Here is a 16,535-nt window from a genome sequence, read left to right as displayed (position 1 = left end):
GATTGCGGCAGTAGCCGCATAGTTAGAGTGTCTACTTTTTTTGGGTATGACCACTGTATGAAATATCCATTTGAACCTAAATCTACTTCATATATTGAACCTGGACAGTTCTGGGCAATTCCATTAAGCAACGGAAGCTATGCGAGCGGTGTTGTTGTAGCGAAGCTAACGGACCTTCACGATAACAAAGTGAGCACGAGTTCATTTCTGGCTGCATTAATTGATTGGACTGGGGAGCAACTGCCTACGGAGGACAGCATTAGAGAGGCAGAAATCTTGAAATTAGGAGAAGCTCATCTAAAGGCTATTCAAACAACAGGAGGAAGCATATTGGGTAAGTCATCATTTAGCTTCCTCGGTGATAGCCCACGAACCAAAACTGACGACATAGTTACAATGGGCTATTCGGTTTTAAAGAACTTGGCAGAAAAGAAGTATGTCACCAACAGTTAACAAGCACATCAAAAACCGCTCCACTTCGTTGCGCTGGACGTCGCTAACGCTCCGCCTTTTATGTGGGCGTTAAGATCATTCTAGCTCCGAGCAAATAATATGGAAAAAAAGAAATACGAAGCAGAGTGGTGTTTGCTTCAAAATCAATTTGAAAGCTACGAAAAGCACTCATTGTATATAAAGCTAAGCAGCATCCTGATGTTATTTTTATCAGAAATATTTAGTGTCAGTATGACATCAACATTCTTAATCTTATTGGTTTTATGGCTACAAGATGCAATCTGGAAAACCTTTCAATCACGAATAGAGCCCAGATTATTAAAAATTGAAAAGAACATTAGAGAAAAAACTGAAGGAAATGAGTTTCAGTTCAACAAAGAATATCAATTAGTCGAAACCAGTAGTCTATCAAAAATCCTAGAATATGCTAAACAAGCTATACGGCCAACTGTAGCGTTTCCGCACATTGTATTGATGATTATTCTTGTTGGCTGCTCTGTTGTTGGGTGAGAAATTTAACAAAGATAAGGGATAAGTGGGGTCAGATCAGACTTTTCACCGGCCTGCCCATCCGGGCCTGCCTAACTCGCCTGCCGTACAACACTTCCACCTCATCCTTAAAGCTTTCATTCCCTAGCTCCAGCCCCTTATTCACTGCCCTGCGGATGTCTTCTATCAGTTTTCCATCCACATGGGCCTTGAATAAGGCACGGTATACCGCCATCCGCTCCTGTTTATTTCTACCCAACTTCAGGTATTCATGGTGCGGTGTACATAAGCCTGTATCAACACCAAGGCCATTTGATCGGTAGCTGGACCATGGATATTCTGCCGGGGCCCCTACCATTGACGCCCTCACCGGGTTCAACTCGATATACCGGTAACACTGTAAAAGGTAGGTTTCTGACTGCACTACACTCGATTTAAAGCGTCCTTCCCACAATGTGCCGCTACGCTGGTTGATGATTGAAGTAACGAACGTAACGCCGTCCCAGCGCCTGCATCATGGCTGATAACGCGCCATCGGTTTTTGGTGTTAACAGCAAATGAACATAATTGAAGCAGACCTGTGTACTGCTTACCCTGCATAAAAGATTTATTTGTGATTCGGGTTTGTCTGAAGGAGATATTTATGAAAAGTGATTCAAAAGCACGATACGGTACCATTTCGCGCCTTTTTCATTGGGTGATTGCTCTACTCGTCTTGTGGCAGGCCATGAAGATTTTCGACCGTATAAATGATGGCGAGCACTGGGTCGGTCAGGTACTGGTGCCGTGGCACATCTCAATTGGTGTGCTGATACTGTTGCTGATGGTGTTGCGTATCGTTTGGGCTTTGCGCAACCGGGGCAACCGCCCATCGGCGCCACCAGCATTGCTGGGCTTCTTGGCCAAGGCCGGTCACCTCACCATGTATGTCTTGCTGGTGCTATTGCCGGTCACCGGCATCAGTTTCATGATTGGCGAGGGTTACGGGTTGACTGTCTTCGGCATGGAGCTGCTAGCTCGCGGCAAAGAAATCCCATGGCTTGCAGCCATCGGGGCGTTGCACTCGCCGATCGCCTTGCTGCTGCTGGCAACGGTAGCAGGGCACATCCTGATGGGGTTCTGGCACCACTTTGTTCGAAAAGACGGGTTACTGCGTCGGATGCTCTGACGTGGCTGTGGTTGGTGCTCAGAGGCAGATGTGCCGCAGAAACCTGTCGTAGCAGTTGAAAACTCACAACGCTATGGAGAGGGGCTCATGTTTCACTATGCCGCTTCACTCCAATGCTTTCCTCATGGCGGGTGTTAAGGATCGACAAATGGGGTCATATATGGCATTCCTGCAATCCGATGGAAAGTCTGATCTGACCCCACTTACACTTCTTACACTACCCCGGCTGGCCATCCACCCGGGGCGTCACCAGCATCGGGATGTAGAACAGAGTGAACAGCGCAAATGCCAATATCCAGCTCAACTGGGATAGACCAACCCAAAGAGTGTAATAGGCAGGCACCAATAGCGGGACAAAGACCCGCAGCATTGCAGCACCAGTAAGCAGCAGGAACATCCAGATTACTGCCGAGGGCGGTGCAGAGATATCGCGTCCGGTGTGCCCCAGGGACACCCTGGCCATCATGCCGAGGGTCATCAGGCCAATGCCCCCGAGGGCAAAGGCGTGCACCGCCAGGAACGGGGAAATGCCAGTCAGGGCTGCCGCCACGTTCAGGGCAAAGCCCACCACCACCAAGCCGTAGGCAACATGCAGCACCCACAGTAATGGCTTACGCCAGATACCTTTGGTGTGCCAACCGAACAGGCGAAGTCCCAGTAGTACGGTCAGAACGGCAGCCACGACTATTGTCGGCAGGCTTCCCGGCGCGAGCAGCTCAGCGGCAATAAAGGCGACCATCAGGAACGGCACGGCCCTGTCCAGCCAGAGGTAGTTGGTCAGGGTGACCGAATAGCCGACACCACGCTCGGTGAAGAAGGGAATGACCCGCCGCCCCATCATCAGCACCAGGGCAATGATGGTGTAAAAACCCAGGTACAGCCCCAGCCGGATACCATCGGCCACAACCCCGTAAATCCCCAGGTAAAAGAGGCAGTTGCCGATAAACAATAGCGATAACACGGCAATCACCACGAAATTACGCTGGGATCTGGCCCGGATCACCGGTACCGCTACGGCAGGAATCAGCAGTGCCATAAACAACAAATCGGCGGCAGCCGTCCACAACAGAGGCACCCTCTGCCCCGCCAGTGGCAACAATCTCGCCACCAGCCACAGTAAAAACAAGAGCAACAATGGCAGTCCACGGGGCATTTGCAAACCGGTCCAGTTTTTTACCGCTGTCAGCAGGAACCCGGCTATCACCGCCATGGCGTAGCCATAGATCATCTCATGAGCATGCCAGGTGATCGGGGCCAATTCATTCAAGGGAGAGAGTATTTGCAACGGAAAAATCGCCGCCCAGATCGACATGGACAGCACCGCAAACAGGGCCGCACCCATAAAGAAAGGCCGGAAACCCAGGTTAAGCCATGCCGGCGAATGACTTGATTGAGGCTCTTGTATTTCGGTCATCCTGATTCCCGTTAACCACCTGTGGCATTCATAAAACGCAATACTTGCGGTTTGTCATCATGGTAAAAATAGTGTCGTTCCGGCTTCAATGCCATTGCATTGACAATAGCATTCTGCAAAGCGGGCATGTCTTGGGGATAACGGCGTATCACCGCACGCAGATCCACCGAGTGTTCATTACCGAGACACAGTAATAACCGGCCTTCGCAGGTAACCCGAACCCGGTTGCAACTGTCGCAAAAATTGTGGCTGTGGGGAGAAATAAAACCAATGCGACTGGTGCTGCCGGCAATGCGGTAGTAACGGGACGGCCCGGCAGTGCTCTCGGTGCTGGCCAACAGTGGATAATAATCACCGATTCGCTGCCGGATTTCCTCACTGGTGACCAGCCCGCCCTGCCGATCGCGACAGCCGACATCGCCCAGCGGCATTTCCTCAATAAAGCTGATATCCAGACTCCGCGCCAGGGCAAACTCCACCAGCGCGACCACCTCGTCATCGTTCTGACCGCGCACGATCACGCTGTTCAATTTGATGCGCTCGATACCGGCCTGCTGCGCCGCCTCAATGCTAGACAATACTTGCGGCAGTTTACCGGTGCGGGTAATGGCACTGAAACGCTCAGGATGCAACGAATCAAGACTGATATTTATACGCCGCACACCGGCGGCTGCCAGTGCCGGGGCGGTGTTGCGCAACTGGGAGCCATTGGTGGTGAGCGTCAATTCATCCAACCCGCGCAGCGAGCCCAGGTTGCCGATCAACGACATGACGTTTTTGCGCACCAGCGGCTCTCCCCCGGTCAGACGGATACGCTTGACTCCCAGGGATACAAAAGCCTGTCCCAGGAAAGCCATCTCTTCCAGCGTGAGCAGTTGCTGGCGCGGCAGAAACCGCATGTCCTCCGCCATACAATAGACGCAACGAAAATCACAGCGATCGGTCACCGACAGACGCAGGTAGTCAACAACGCGACCAAAACGATCCTCCAGAACGGCCTGGGGTTCACTCTGCATAGCTGGTGCTCCACAACTGCTTCAGTGTAAATACGTGTTTTCTTCCGGTGATCTCTAGTTTAGGAATCGACAGCCTCGATTCGTTGATCGAAGTCAAACTTACCCATGTAATTAGCTGTTAACTTGCCACAGGAAGGAAAAAAATTCCTTCAAATTCATTAAGTTAATACCAAGGTATCATTCACCATACCACTTTGGTAGCGGCTTCAGGAAACGACCTGAATTGGGGATTAGATCATGAAAAAAGCTGTTGCAACAAAATCAAAAGTGGCCTTCGCCACCGCCATTATGATGGTGGCAGTGGGAATGGCTGGCACGGCATCTGCCACTGCCGAAGAAGTCACCAGTTTGTCCGAAATCTTTACCAAGGGTGATATCAACCTGTCCTTCCGCTACCGCTATGAGTACGTGGATCAGGATGTCGATACCCTGAATGTCGCCAAGGCGTCCACCCTGAAATCCCGCCTGACCCTGACCTCCGCCAGCTTTCATGGCTTTTCGGGGCTGCTCGAGGTCGATGACGTCGCCCAGATTGGCAGCGAAAGCTATGCCACGCCGTCCAATGGCAAGGCCTCACAATATCCCATCGTCGCCGACCCGGACGGCACCGATATCAACCAGGCTTTCCTGAAATACAAGAATGACTACTTTGCCGGTACCGCCGGTCGCCAACGCATCAACCATGCCGGCCAGCGTTTTGTCGGCGGGGTGGGCTGGCGCCAGAATGAACAGACCTACGACGCCTTGCGCCTGGAACTACCCGTCGGACCGATCAAGTTGGACTACAGCTACATCTGGGACGTCAACCGGGTGTTCGGACCTGATACTGGCGGCGCTCAGCCCCGTCGTTTTGACTCCGACTCCCACGCCCTGTACCTGTCCTACTCGCCCGCGGCGGGACACAACATCGGCGTCTACGCCTACCTGCTGGACTTTGACAACCGGGTGGAAAACGTCACCGGCAACTCTTCCCAGACCTACGGTGTGGAATATAACGGCGCCTTTGGTCCGATCACCGTCGCCGCAGCGGCTGCATCCCAGACCGATTACGGTGACAATGCCACCGACTACGACGCCGAGTACTACCTGGTGGAACTGGGCACCAAAGTCAAGGGTGTTGGCCTGGGTATAGGTTACGAACTGCTGGGCAGCGATGACGGTAAGAAAGCCTTCAGCACCCCGCTGGCCACCCTGCACAAATTCCAGGGCTGGGCGGACATGTTCCTGGTCACCCCCAACGACGGTATTGAAGATCTGTATTTCAAGGTGACCAGCAGTGTGGCAGGCGTGTCCCTCGCCGCTTTCTACCACGACTTCAATGCCGACGAGGGCAGCGCTGATTACGGTGAAGAATTTGACATCGTCGCCACCTACCCGATCAACAGGAACCTGTCGGTGGAGCTGAAATACGCCATGTACAATGCTGACGAGTTTGCGGTGGATACCGAGAAAGTCTGGTTTACCGTCAACTACACATTCTGATCGAATGTCAGCCTGAACGACACGTTGGACTGGCGAGTATTTGACCGGAAAGTGCCCCGGGGTCGAGGTATCAGCGTCGACCCCGGGTTATCTTTACTGACAGCGACTTTCCCCAAGGGAAAACTACTCCGCTGCTCACCGCCACAGCCGGGAATACGCTTGTTCAAAGTGTCCTCAGATTGCGTATAATGATCCATTACATGCTCTTGGGGTGCCGCAAGGCTGAGATGCTGTTTTTCCCGGAAGGGAGACAGCGAACCCATTGAACCTGATCCGGTTAGTATCGGCGTAGGGATGGGCTCTCAATTACAGCAATGCCAATCTCTCTATGCCTCACAATTCATTCATTCCTGTGAGGAGCAACCATGAATTCAAAAACACCTGTGCAACCTGCCGCCAGGAACTTCATTACCCGTGAACCGCTGCCCGCCAGCCGAAAAATCTATCTGAGTCCCGAGGGCCACCCCGACGTAAAGGTACCCGTTCGGGAAATCGGCCTCACCGATGGTACTGCGGTAACGGTCTACGACACCTCCGGCCCCTACACTGACCCGGACGTGGATATCGACGTCCACAAGGGTCTGCCGGACCTGCGCAGCGCCTGGATCGAGGCCCGCGGCGATACCGAGTTCTATGAAGGGCGCGAGATCACGCCCATCGACAACGGCCACGAGGGACAGGACAAAGCCTTCAAATTCTATAATGAAGCGCTGCAGCGTCAGCCCCGCCGCGCCAAAGCCGGAGGCAACGTCACCCAGATACACTATGCGCGACAGGGCATCGTCACCCCGGAGATGGAATATATCGCCCTGCGCGAGAATCAGGCCCGGGAGGCGCTGAACAACGAATTCACCACCGAGGAACGCAACAAGCGCCTCGCCGGCAACGCCATGGGCGCCAACCTGCAGCCCATTACCCCGGAATTCGTCAGAAAAGAAGTGGCCGAGGGCCGGGCCATCATCCCCGCCAATATCAACCACCCGGAGTTGGAGCCGATGATTATCGGTCGCAACTTCCTGGTGAAGATCAACGCCAATATCGGCAACTCCGCCCTCACCTCGAATATCGAAGAGGAAGTGGAAAAGCTGGTGTGGTCCACCCGCTGGGGCGGCGACACGGTGATGGACCTGTCCACCGGCAAGCACATCCACGCCACCCGCGACTACATCGTCCGCAACTCGCCGGTACCCATCGGTACCGTGCCGATTTACCAGGCCCTGGAAAAGGTCAACGGCGTCGCCGAAGACCTCACCTGGGAGGTATTTCGGGACACCCTGATCGAGCAGGCGGAACAGGGGGTGGACTACTTCACCATCCACGCCGGGGTGCTGCTGCGCTACGTGCCACTGACCGCCGATCGGGTTACCGGCATCGTCTCCCGCGGCGGCTCCATCATGGCCAAGTGGTGTATCGCCCACCACCAGGAGAGTTTCCTCTACACCCATTTCGAGGACATCTGCGAGATCATGAAGGCCTACGATGTCAGCTTCTCCCTGGGTGACGGGCTGCGCCCCGGATGCCTGGCGGACGCCAACGACGAGGCCCAGTTCGGCGAACTGAAAACCCTCGGCGAGCTGACCCAGATCGCCTGGAAGCACGATGTGCAGGTGATGATCGAGGGGCCCGGTCACGTGCCCATGCACATGATCAAGGAAAACATGGACATGCAGTTGGAACACTGCCACGAGGCGCCGTTCTACACCCTGGGGCCACTGACCGTGGACATCTCCCCCGGCTACGACCACTTCTCCAGCGGTATCGGCGCCGCCATGATCGGCTGGTTCGGCTGCGCCATGCTCTGCTACGTGACCCCCAAGGAACATTTGGGCCTACCCAACCGGGAAGACGTCAAGGAAGGCATCATCACCTACAAGATCGCCGCCCACGCCGCCGACATCGCCAAGGGCCATCCCGGCGCCCGCTACCGGGACGACATGATCTCCAAGGCACGTTTCGAATTTCGCTGGGAGGACCAGTTCAACCTCAGCCTCGATCCGGAGCGGGCACTGGCGTTTCACGACGAAACCCTGCCCAAGGACTCCGCCAAGGTGGCCCACTTCTGTTCCATGTGCGGACCCAAATTCTGCTCCATGAAGATCAGTCAGGACGTGCGCGACTACGCAGCGGCTGAACAGGGTATGCGGGAGAAATCCGAGGAATTTCGTGCGAAAGGCGGCGACATCTACATCCAGGTGCGGGAGGACTGAGGCCGGTGCAAGACACAACCGCCCTTTTCTTGCCCCCCAGGGGAAATAACCCATGCAGATAGCCATTGTCGGCGCCGGCATTATGGGTCGGGTACTCGCCTGGCAGTTAAGCCAGCGCGGGCACCGGCTCAGCATCTTCGACCGCGACCCCATTCACAGCGGCGATGCTGCGGCCTACACCGCCGCCGGCATGCTTACCCCCTACTCGGAAGTGGCCTCGGCGGAGCTCGCCATCCACGCCATGGGCATGGCTTCCCTGCCCCTGTGGTCGGCCATGGCCGATGCGTTGTCAGTCGCCGGCAGTGGCCGCTGCCACACCCAGTGCGACAGTCCCTGCGACCAGTCCCATGAACCGGACTGCGACCTCTGCTTGCGCCAACTGGGCAGCCTGATTGTGGCCCATCCCGGCGATCGCGCCGACCACCGCCACTTCAACCAACAAGTGCAGAACAAACTGCATCCGACAGCCGAGCAGTTCCAGCAGTTAAATGCCGCGCAACTGGCGGACCTGGAACCGGAACTGGCGGACCGCTTCAGTGAGGCCACCTACCTACCGGAGGAATCCTGGGTGGACAACGAACAGGCCATGGCCTGTCTGGCGGACGCCCTGTTGGCCAATCCCCACGTCAGCTGGTTCCCGGAAACCCCGGTGGAACAACTCGCCCCACACAGTCTGCGCGCCGGGAGTGAGAGCTACCGCTTCGACTGGGTGATCGACTGCCGCGGTCTCGCTGCCAAAGCCGACTGGCCACAATTGCGCGGCGTGCGCGGCGAACTGATGTGGCTGCGGGCGCCGGAGGTGAAGCTCAAGCACCTGGTGCGATTGATGCACCCACGCTACCGCATCTACGTGGTGCCGCGACCCGATGATATCTACATCATCGGCGCCACCCAGATCGAAAGCGATAGCATGGAGCCGATTACCGTGCGCTCCAGCCTGGAACTGCTGTCCGCCGCCTACAGCCTGCACCCCGGCTTCGGCGAGGCGGAGATCGTTTCCACCCGGGTCAACTGCCGCCCGGCGCTGCCGGACAATTTACCGGCCATCCGTTGGCAGGACGGACTGATCCGCGCCAACGGCCTGTTCCGACACGGCTTTTTGCTGGCACCGGTAGTGGCCCGGGAAGTGGTGAACTGGCTGGAAAGCGGGGAAAGCTACCGCTCTCCCTATGCCGAACTGATTCAACCCCTGGCGGTTCCCGCCTGAAACTCTGGACAACACAAAGGTGCAACCTTGATTACCGTCTGGCTGAACAGCGAACAGAAACAACTGGAAGACCCGACCTGCCTGGCCGAGGCCTTGGCCCGGTGGCAGCCACCCGGCGAAGGCTTTGCCATCGCCATCAATGACGTGTTCGTCCCCCGGGCAAATTACGCTGCCACGCAGCTCCGGGACGGCGACCAGATCGAACTGCTCGTACCGATGCAGGGGGGCTGAAGCATGTGGCAACTGGCCGATCAATCCCTGGAGAGCCGACTGCTGATCGGCTCGGCGCTGTATCCCTCACCAAGCATCATGCAGGATGCCATCCGCGCTTCCGGCGCCGGGGTGGTCACCCTGTCCCTGCGCCGCCAGAATCCATCCGCCGGAGGGGGCAATGATTTCTGGGCGCTGTTGCGAGAACTGGATCTGCACTTGCTGCCCAACACTGCCGGCTGTCATTCGGTGAAGGAGGCCATTACCACCGCGCAGATGGCCCGGGAGCTGTTCGATACCCGCTGGATCAAACTGGAAGTCATCGGCGACGAATACAACCTGCAGCCGGACCCGTTCGGGTTGCTGGAGGCGACCCGGGAGCTGATTTCACAGGGCTTCGAGGTATTACCCTACTGCACCGACGATTTGGTGCTGTGCGAGAAGCTGGTGGATGCCGGCTGCCGTATTCTGATGCCCTGGGGCGCCCCGATTGGTACCGGCAAGGGGCTGATCAACCCCTACGCACTGAATACGTTGCGCCAGCGAATGCCCGATATCACCCTGATTGTCGACGCCGGCATCGGCGCACCGTCCCACGCGGCCCAAGCGCTGGAGATGGGTTACGACGGCGTACTGCTCAATACCGCCGTGGCCCAGGCCAGCGATCCGGTGGCCATGGCCAGGGCCTTTAAGCACGCTGTCAGCGCCGGCCGTCTGGCCTACGAAGCCGGTGTCATGCCTGCCCGGGATATGGCCCAGCCCAGTACCCCGGTACTGGGCACACCGTTCTGGAAGCCCTGAACATGTCAGCGACACATCGGACCAAGCCTGTAGTCCTCACCATCGCCGGCAGCGATTGCGCCGGCATGGCCGGGGTGCAGATGGATATCCGCACCCTGGCCGCCATGGGCGTACACGGTGCGGCGGCGATCACCGCCAATACGGCCCAGAACAACCGCGAGGTACTGGCCATCCAGCCTGTGGACAGCGCAGTGCTGGCAGAACAACTGCGCGCCGTGGAAAGCTTACCGATCGCCGCCATCAAGGTGGGGCTGATTCCCGGTGGAGCACAACTTGCCACTATCCGCGCCTTTGTGGAAAACAGCAGTGTGCCGCTGGTGTATGACCCGGTGCTGGCCGGCAGTTGCGGCGACGCCCTGACGGAATCAGACCTGACGGTCGCACTCAAGTCTAAACTGCTGCCGCTGTGCACTCTGCTCACCCCCAACCGGCAGGAGGCGGAAAAGCTCAGCGGACTGACCATTGGCAACAGCGACGACGTAGAGATCGCCGCCCGCGCCCTGCTGGCTACCGGCGTCAAAGCCGTGCTGCTAAAAGGGGGCCACGGCAAGGGGCCGTTAAGCCAGGACTTTTTTTGTTCCGAAGAGCAGACCTTCTGGCTCACCAGTCCGCGGCTGACAACTGACCACAGCCGAGGCACCGGTTGCGCCCTCTCCTCCGCCATCGCCGCAGCCCTGGCACTCGGTTATGCCCTGGCGGACGCGGTAGTGATCGGCAAGATGGACATCAATCAGGGGCTCAGGCAGGGCTATGGCATTGCCGACGACGGTGGTCCGGTGGCCATCAGCCATTTCCCCAATCAGCAGTATGACTTGCCCCTGCTGACCCGCTCCGCAAATATCGATCCTGAAGCGCGGGCCTTCCCGCCCTGCGCCAATACCCCACTGGGACTGTATCCCATCGTCGACCGGGCGGCCTGGCTGGCGCGCCTGTTGCCCACCGGCATCACTACCGTGCAGTTACGAGTCAAGGACTTGGAGGGGGATGCCTTGAAGCGGGAAGTCAGCATGGCCGTCGAGACCGCCCGCCACTACAACTGCCGCCTGTTTATCAACGATCACTGGCAACTGGCCGTGGAGCTGGGCGCCTATGGCGTGCACCTGGGCCAGGAAGATCTGGATGACGCCGATATCGAGGCCATTCACCGCGCCGGCCTGCGACTGGGCATCAGCAGCCACTGTCACTACGAGGTTGCCCGGGCCCACAGCTTCAACCCCTCCTATATCGCCTGCGGCCCGATCTACCACACCACCACCAAGGACATGCCCTGGACACCCCAGGGACCCACCGGACTGAGCTACTGGCAGAACATGCTGGATTATCCGCTGGTGGCCATCGGCGGTATCAATCAGGAGCGAATGCCAAGCGTCGCCGCGACCGGAGTCAGTGGTGTGGCTATGATTACCGCTATCACCCGGGCAGATGATCCTGAACAGACCTGCAGGGAGTTCCACTCTTTATTGGCAGCTGCCATTAAACCGGAGTAGGGTGAGCCATGAATGAAAACATAACCAGCTTCAGTGCCAGCGAATGGCTGCGCTATACCCGGCACATCCAGCTGCCGGAAGTGGGCGCTGCCGGACAACTGAAATTGAAACAGTCCCATATTCTGGTGATTGGTGCCGGTGGACTGGGTTCGCCGGTGGCGCTTTATCTGGCCGCCGCCGGAATCGGTCACCTCACGCTGGTAGACGGTGATGTCGTGGACACCAGCAACCTGCAGCGGCAGATCATCTTCGAGCACAACCAGGTGGGACAGTCCAAGGCCCGTGCCGCCAAAGATCGCCTGCTGCGACTCAATCCGGATATCCGCGTCGATGCCGTCGAGGCTTTTCTCGGTTCTGACAACGCTGCTGAGCTGGTGGGCTCTGCCGATCTGGTAGTGGACTGTACCGACAACTTCAGTGCCCGCTACCTGATCAACGACTATTGCTGCGCTCTCGGCAAACCCTGGCTGTTCGCCAGCATCCAGAAATTCTTTGGCCAGTGCGCCCTGTTTACCCCCGGCAATGCCTGTTTCCGCTGCCTGTTTCCAGAGCCCCCCATCAATGTGGAGGACTGCAACAGCGCCGGGGTAATCGGCGTATTGCCGGGGCTGCTAGGGGTATTACAGGCTAATGAAGCCATCAAATACCTGCTGGGACTGCCGACACCGCTGCAAAATCATCTGTTGCTGGTGGACGCCCTAAATCTGGAATTTCGCTCCATACAATTGACCCGTAGCGACAACTGCGCCGCCTGCGCCAATCTGGCTGGCGCTCCCAACTTGCCACGAGAAACTCCGCCCCAGTGCACTCTCGACACAAGAGATATCGACACCAGAGAAGGCACTCGATTAAATCCTGAGGACTTCCGGAATCGCCACCGCCAGGGTGATTGTGTGTTACTGGATGTGCGCAGCCCGACCGAGCGTCAGGCATTCCATATCGGCGGACAACACATTCCGCTCGATGAACTACCGCAACGACTGACGGAACTGGAGGGTGTGGAAACTGTGCTCTGCTACTGCCAGAGTGGCGTTCGCAGTGGCAAAGCACTGGCGCTTTTGAAAGAGCTGGGCTTCAACGGGGCCAGCCTGGATGGCGGGCTACTGGCCTGGCTACGTTTTATTGAGGCACAGGAAATGAAATAGAACAACGAAGTGATTAAGACATTATTGGGCTGACACAACGCTTGAACACCCCAGACATAGAATGCGACACAGGATTATAGGTCACCTAAAATTTCCTTCCTTTTTGACAGATATTCATCCTCTGAAATAAGGTTTTTCTCTCTAAGGGAATTCAAAACCACCAATCTTTCTTCCACGCCTCCTACCGTATTATTGTGTTTATAATTCGATAAAGACATCACCTCTTCTATCTCTTTGCGATTTTTTAATAGTTCTTTTTTTCTTTCCGTATCTTTCAGATACGCAACCGATTTAATCACCTTATCAAGATCGATAGAAATCCAGCCAAAATGGTCATTATTAATTCCTCCCTGGCTTAAACCATCAACCAAAAAAAGTTTTTTTTCAGACCACAATGCTTCGCTTCTACCTATTTCTCTACTGCCATGGCTTAAATGGTAACCTACTATACCGACATTAGAAGGATCGTATGCTGCCTCATAACCGATATTTCTCGGCTTCTCATACTCACCCAATATAATATTCAGTTTTCCATTCTTATAAAAAGCTCTTCCAGAAATGAAATATGAAGATTTCTTTAATCCGTAAAATCTTTCTTTTACTTTTTCAAATGAAAAAATAATATCTTTTCTAGCGGATGATTTTTTAAGGCCTTCTACCAGAAACTGGCTTAATATGGAGATGTGACCCTCATCAAAAATTGTTTTAGAGTTAAAAAAATTATCGGATAAATCATCCATCCACTTCAAAGAAGAGATTCCGACCTTGACAACATTGGCATCCAAAACAATCGGGTGATCATTCAAACCATGCTCATCAAAATTAAAATCTTCATATCTAATATACTGATTTTTATCATGCTTCCAAATTTCCGAATCTGAATCCTCAAAATTAAAGATATTCAACGCCACCACATTTGAATAGTAGAAAATAATCGGAATCATCAATAAATATCTTCTAAAATAATTCATAAATAACCTTGCTTAAATTTTACTGAATACCATCGACATAATCACAAAGATTACTCAATAATAACTTCTGATACTCTGCCAGATATTCGATAGACTCAACCAAAATTGCAGCATGATAAATATCGAACCATTCACAGGACTCTTTATTTTTTTCAAACTCTCTTCTAATAAATGCCAACCCTTCTATACAACTCGAAATATGACTAACATCCTTCAACATGGAAAAGTTTTCACGCCAGGATAAATCCTCCTTGCTACTCTCGGGATTAAAGCTTGCTCCATCAATTTCAAAAATCTTGTTCTCAGCGCTTTTCATACATCAATCCCCACCTTTTATTTAATTATTTTTTTTACCACTTTCTCGCTACTCCAAAATAAATTGACCTAGGTTCACCTGGAAAATAGCGATTCCCACTAAAGCTGGTATAGTCTGCTCGTTCGGCATATTTTCGATCTGCCAGATTGGTTACACGTAGATTCAGTTTCCAATGTGGAGTCACTTGCCAGTAACCATAGAGATTAAACAAATTATGGCCATCGTAGCGGTGTTCATTTTCAGGATCGGTATAGTATTTCCCTTGGTTCAGCCACTCTAGTTCTACCCTGCCAGAAGAGCGAAAATCCCAACCCAGCCTGGCACTGCCAAAATGTTTAGGCGCGGTATCCACCTCATTACCATCAATGTCTATACCGCCGGAAAGGCGGTCATCGCTGTACTCGTGCTTCACGTAACTGGCTGCCAGAGCAAGATCAAACTGGTTATTAAACTGATAAGCGAAAGCGAGTTCCACACCTCTGGAGCGAATCTCCCCATCTGCAACGTTAAAAAAGTCAGAGTCGCGAAAAATCTCATTTCGTTTCTTCATCGCAAACAACGCCAGCTCATAAGATAGATTTTCTGCCTGCCCCCTGAACCCAAGCTCGGCACTCAGTAGCTCCTCCGAATCCAGCTCGGCCTCTACTTGCTCTCTTTGGAGGCGGTACAACTCAACAGCCTGGGGAGCACGGAAACCCTGGGCAAGATTCAGGTAGATCTGGTGATTGTCCGTAAGGTCATAGAGTAGTCCCAATTTCGGCGACCAATTCTCAAACCTGTCGGTTCGATCCGCAGGACGACTATACCGGCATCCCCCAAACCCGCAGGGAATACCATTTTCATCGGTTCTACCACTAAGCATACGATTATCGTAGTTATACCTGAGCATTTCGTAACGCAACCCGGCTGTCAGCGCCAGTCGCTCTGTCAGCTGCCAATTGGTATGAATAAAGGGTGCCACCACTACAGTATCGACTTCATAATCATAGTGCTTACCCTCTGGAATCGTCGCCATCAGGAATACCGAACCCTCTGTCGGGGTATCCTGGCTCTGCTTCAGAAACGCCGAGGTGTATTCCACGTCAACACCAGTGACGATAGTCAGATCATTCCTGAGCCTATTGTGGTAGGCACTTTGTAGGCCGAAACTCTTCTGACCATTTTCTTCCAGGGGAGTACCCGGCAGGAAATGCTGAAGAAAATTCATATCTGTATAACGAAGATAAGGTGTCACAGTAATCAACGCGCGATCAGTCAACTGATAATCTATCCGGCTGGAAAAGCGTGCACTCTGTGTGTCCCGGTAAGCCTCGGGGTTAGGATTATCATTCCTTAGATGGGTAATTTTGTAGGCATCCTTGCCTACTATATAACCAGCAGTTTCCTGGTTCAGGTTGGTCATTGACAAGGATGTGGTCATCGTCAACGCCTTTTTACTATAAGCGTGTTTGAACGTGAATTTCTGCTGAGCGAATCCTGAATCATCACGGTATCCGCCATCGTGACTCAGTGACACATCCGCTCGAAAACCGTGAGCACCCTGAGTACCTGATGCGGAATATTTCGTCCTCAAGTAATCATGAGGTCCGCCTTCAAGACTCATCCTATATTCAGGATGCAATGTTGGATTCGGGGTAATGATATTCACAATACCATTCATCGCATTCGCTCCATACAGAGCACTGCCTGGGCCTCGGATCACTTCAACACGCTCTGCCATTTCCGTATGCGCATCAAACAACTCATTAATATTACAAAAACCTGAAGCCCTTACTGGTATACCATCTACTGCGGAAAGCACACTACCGCAGCCCCCTGCACCCGTGAGCACGGGAGAACGTATAGAGGGCAGGTATTCCTGTCCGTTACCCCGAGCAAAATTCGCACCGGGCACCCTGACCAATACTTCCTGAAAATGAGTATGAGCAGTAAGGTTTAAAGCCTGAAGCGGCACCACTGACGTGTTGCCAGCCATTTTTTTTAGCGCCTGTTCCTCACGTACTCCCGTCACTACCACGGTATCCAGAATTTGTTCAGGTTTGTCTGAATCACCCGTCTCAACCATTTTTTCTGAAAAGCTATTCGCGGAAAGCATGCACAGTAGAAGTGCAAGCATCGATTTATTTATAGCTACCACGACACATCCCTTTATCGAAAAAACAAATCAAT

At 54.0% G+C, this 16,535-nt stretch carries 16 protein-coding genes and 1 riboswitch; of the genes, 10 read left to right on the top strand and 6 right to left on the bottom strand.

Features of this window, described 5'->3' with window-relative positions; all coding sequences use genetic code 11:
* A partial coding sequence (locus AACZ64_RS12045; RefSeq protein WP_339640186.1) for an Imm26 family immunity protein occupies nt 1–453 on the top strand: 453 nt, incomplete at its 5' end.
* Nucleotides 454–552: 99 nt separating this feature from the next.
* On the top strand, nt 553–963 hold the full coding sequence (locus tag AACZ64_RS12040) for a hypothetical protein (protein WP_293615400.1): 411 nt from the start codon (nt 553–555) through the stop codon (nt 961–963).
* 31 nt (nt 964–994) lie between these two features.
* Here the strand turns inward: AACZ64_RS12040 and AACZ64_RS12035 are convergent, their stop codons facing one another.
* Complete coding sequence (locus AACZ64_RS12035) at nt 995–1,201, bottom strand: hypothetical protein (RefSeq protein WP_339640184.1); 207 nt, start codon at nt 1,199–1,201, stop codon at nt 995–997.
* Nucleotides 1,202–1,585: 384 nt separating this feature from the next.
* Between AACZ64_RS12035 and AACZ64_RS12030 the strand changes: the two genes are divergently transcribed.
* Entirely contained in the window at nt 1,586–2,110 is a 525-nt protein-coding gene (locus AACZ64_RS12030; RefSeq protein WP_293615402.1) for a cytochrome b, read from the top strand.
* A gap of 217 nt (nt 2,111–2,327) precedes the next feature.
* On the opposite strand, the gene AACZ64_RS12025 is transcribed toward AACZ64_RS12030, so the two are convergent.
* Both AACZ64_RS12025 and moaA read right to left on the bottom strand, forming a co-directional pair.
* Nucleotides 2,328–3,524: an NnrS family protein gene (locus AACZ64_RS12025; protein ID WP_293615403.1), complete on the bottom strand. Its 1,197-nt coding sequence runs from the start codon at nt 3,522–3,524 to the stop codon at nt 2,328–2,330.
* Between the two features lie 11 nt (nt 3,525–3,535).
* Complete coding sequence (moaA, locus tag AACZ64_RS12020) at nt 3,536–4,540, bottom strand: GTP 3',8-cyclase MoaA (protein ID WP_293615404.1); 1,005 nt, start codon at nt 4,538–4,540, stop codon at nt 3,536–3,538.
* A gap of 237 nt (nt 4,541–4,777) precedes the next feature.
* Between moaA and AACZ64_RS12015 the strand changes: the two genes are divergently transcribed.
* The 7 genes from AACZ64_RS12015 to AACZ64_RS11985 all read left to right on the top strand — a co-directional run bounded on the left by AACZ64_RS12015 (nt 4,778) and on the right by AACZ64_RS11985 (nt 13,079).
* The gene (locus AACZ64_RS12015; protein WP_293615405.1) at nt 4,778–6,022 is read left to right on the top strand and encodes an alginate export family protein; all 1,245 of its coding nucleotides are present in this window, start codon (nt 4,778–4,780) and stop codon (nt 6,020–6,022) included.
* A 197-nt stretch (nt 6,023–6,219) separates the two neighbouring features.
* Nucleotides 6,220–6,334, top strand: a riboswitch (TPP riboswitch).
* Nucleotides 6,335–6,387: 53 nt separating this feature from the next.
* Nucleotides 6,388–8,229, top strand: coding sequence for a phosphomethylpyrimidine synthase ThiC (gene thiC / locus AACZ64_RS12010; protein ID WP_293615406.1), 1,842 nt, complete (start codon nt 6,388–6,390; stop codon nt 8,227–8,229).
* Nucleotides 8,230–8,281: 52 nt separating this feature from the next.
* Nucleotides 8,282–9,436, top strand: a complete 1,155-nt coding sequence (gene thiO / locus AACZ64_RS12005; RefSeq protein WP_293615407.1) for a glycine oxidase ThiO — start codon at nt 8,282–8,284, stop codon at nt 9,434–9,436.
* Between the two features lie 27 nt (nt 9,437–9,463).
* Entirely contained in the window at nt 9,464–9,667 is a 204-nt protein-coding gene (thiS, locus tag AACZ64_RS12000; protein ID WP_293615408.1) for a sulfur carrier protein ThiS, read from the top strand.
* Nucleotides 9,668–9,670: 3 nt separating this feature from the next.
* A complete protein-coding gene (locus AACZ64_RS11995) occupies nt 9,671–10,447 on the top strand; it encodes a thiazole synthase (protein ID WP_293615409.1) in 777 nt (258 codons plus the stop codon).
* A 2-nt stretch (nt 10,448–10,449) separates the two neighbouring features.
* Entirely contained in the window at nt 10,450–11,934 is a 1,485-nt protein-coding gene (gene thiE, locus AACZ64_RS11990) for a thiamine phosphate synthase (protein WP_293615410.1), read from the top strand.
* Between the two features lie 8 nt (nt 11,935–11,942).
* Nucleotides 11,943–13,079: a HesA/MoeB/ThiF family protein gene (locus AACZ64_RS11985; RefSeq protein ID WP_293615411.1), complete on the top strand. Its 1,137-nt coding sequence runs from the start codon at nt 11,943–11,945 to the stop codon at nt 13,077–13,079.
* Nucleotides 13,080–13,153: 74 nt separating this feature from the next.
* Here the strand turns inward: AACZ64_RS11985 and AACZ64_RS11980 are convergent, their stop codons facing one another.
* The 3 genes from AACZ64_RS11980 to AACZ64_RS11970 are packed head-to-tail and all read right to left on the bottom strand — an operon-like array spanning nt 13,154 to nt 16,503.
* The gene (locus AACZ64_RS11980; RefSeq protein WP_339640179.1) at nt 13,154–14,023 is read right to left on the bottom strand and encodes a hypothetical protein; all 870 of its coding nucleotides are present in this window, start codon (nt 14,021–14,023) and stop codon (nt 13,154–13,156) included.
* Nucleotides 14,024–14,069: 46 nt separating this feature from the next.
* Complete coding sequence (locus AACZ64_RS11975; RefSeq protein WP_293615413.1) at nt 14,070–14,366, bottom strand: hypothetical protein; 297 nt, start codon at nt 14,364–14,366, stop codon at nt 14,070–14,072.
* A 34-nt stretch (nt 14,367–14,400) separates the two neighbouring features.
* On the bottom strand, nt 14,401–16,503 hold the full coding sequence (locus tag AACZ64_RS11970; protein ID WP_293615414.1) for a TonB-dependent receptor: 2,103 nt from the start codon (nt 16,501–16,503) through the stop codon (nt 14,401–14,403).
* Nucleotides 16,504–16,535 lie beyond the last annotated feature (32 nt).

The organism is uncultured Porticoccus sp., from assembly GCF_963975625.1.
Lineage (GTDB): Bacteria > Pseudomonadota > Gammaproteobacteria > Pseudomonadales > Porticoccaceae > Porticoccus.
The sequence above is the reverse complement of the archived record's forward strand: the minus strand, read 5'-3'. Positions and strand labels throughout refer to the sequence as shown.

Excerpts from the sequence above, each read along its gene's own strand:
- AACZ64_RS11980 (WP_339640179.1), bottom strand. The coding sequence starts at position 14,023 with ATGATTCCGATTATTTTCTACTATTCAAATGTGGTGGCGTTGAATATC.
- AACZ64_RS12040 (WP_293615400.1), top strand. The coding sequence starts at position 553 with ATGGAAAAAAAGAAATACGAAGCAGAGTGGTGTTTGCTTCAAAATCAA.
- thiC (WP_293615406.1), top strand. The coding sequence starts at position 6,388 with ATGAATTCAAAAACACCTGTGCAACCTGCCGCCAGGAACTTCATTACC.
- AACZ64_RS11985 (WP_293615411.1), top strand. The coding sequence starts at position 11,943 with ATGAATGAAAACATAACCAGCTTCAGTGCCAGCGAATGGCTGCGCTAT.
- thiE (WP_293615410.1), top strand. The coding sequence starts at position 10,450 with ATGTCAGCGACACATCGGACCAAGCCTGTAGTCCTCACCATCGCCGGC.
- moaA (WP_293615404.1), bottom strand. The coding sequence starts at position 4,540 with ATGCAGAGTGAACCCCAGGCCGTTCTGGAGGATCGTTTTGGTCGCGTT.
- AACZ64_RS11995 (WP_293615409.1), top strand. The coding sequence starts at position 9,671 with ATGTGGCAACTGGCCGATCAATCCCTGGAGAGCCGACTGCTGATCGGC.
- AACZ64_RS11975 (WP_293615413.1), bottom strand. The coding sequence starts at position 14,366 with ATGAAAAGCGCTGAGAACAAGATTTTTGAAATTGATGGAGCAAGCTTT.
- AACZ64_RS12015 (WP_293615405.1), top strand. The coding sequence starts at position 4,778 with ATGAAAAAAGCTGTTGCAACAAAATCAAAAGTGGCCTTCGCCACCGCC.
- thiO (WP_293615407.1), top strand. The coding sequence starts at position 8,282 with ATGCAGATAGCCATTGTCGGCGCCGGCATTATGGGTCGGGTACTCGCC.
- AACZ64_RS12030 (WP_293615402.1), top strand. The coding sequence starts at position 1,586 with ATGAAAAGTGATTCAAAAGCACGATACGGTACCATTTCGCGCCTTTTT.
- AACZ64_RS12025 (WP_293615403.1), bottom strand. The coding sequence starts at position 3,524 with ATGACCGAAATACAAGAGCCTCAATCAAGTCATTCGCCGGCATGGCTT.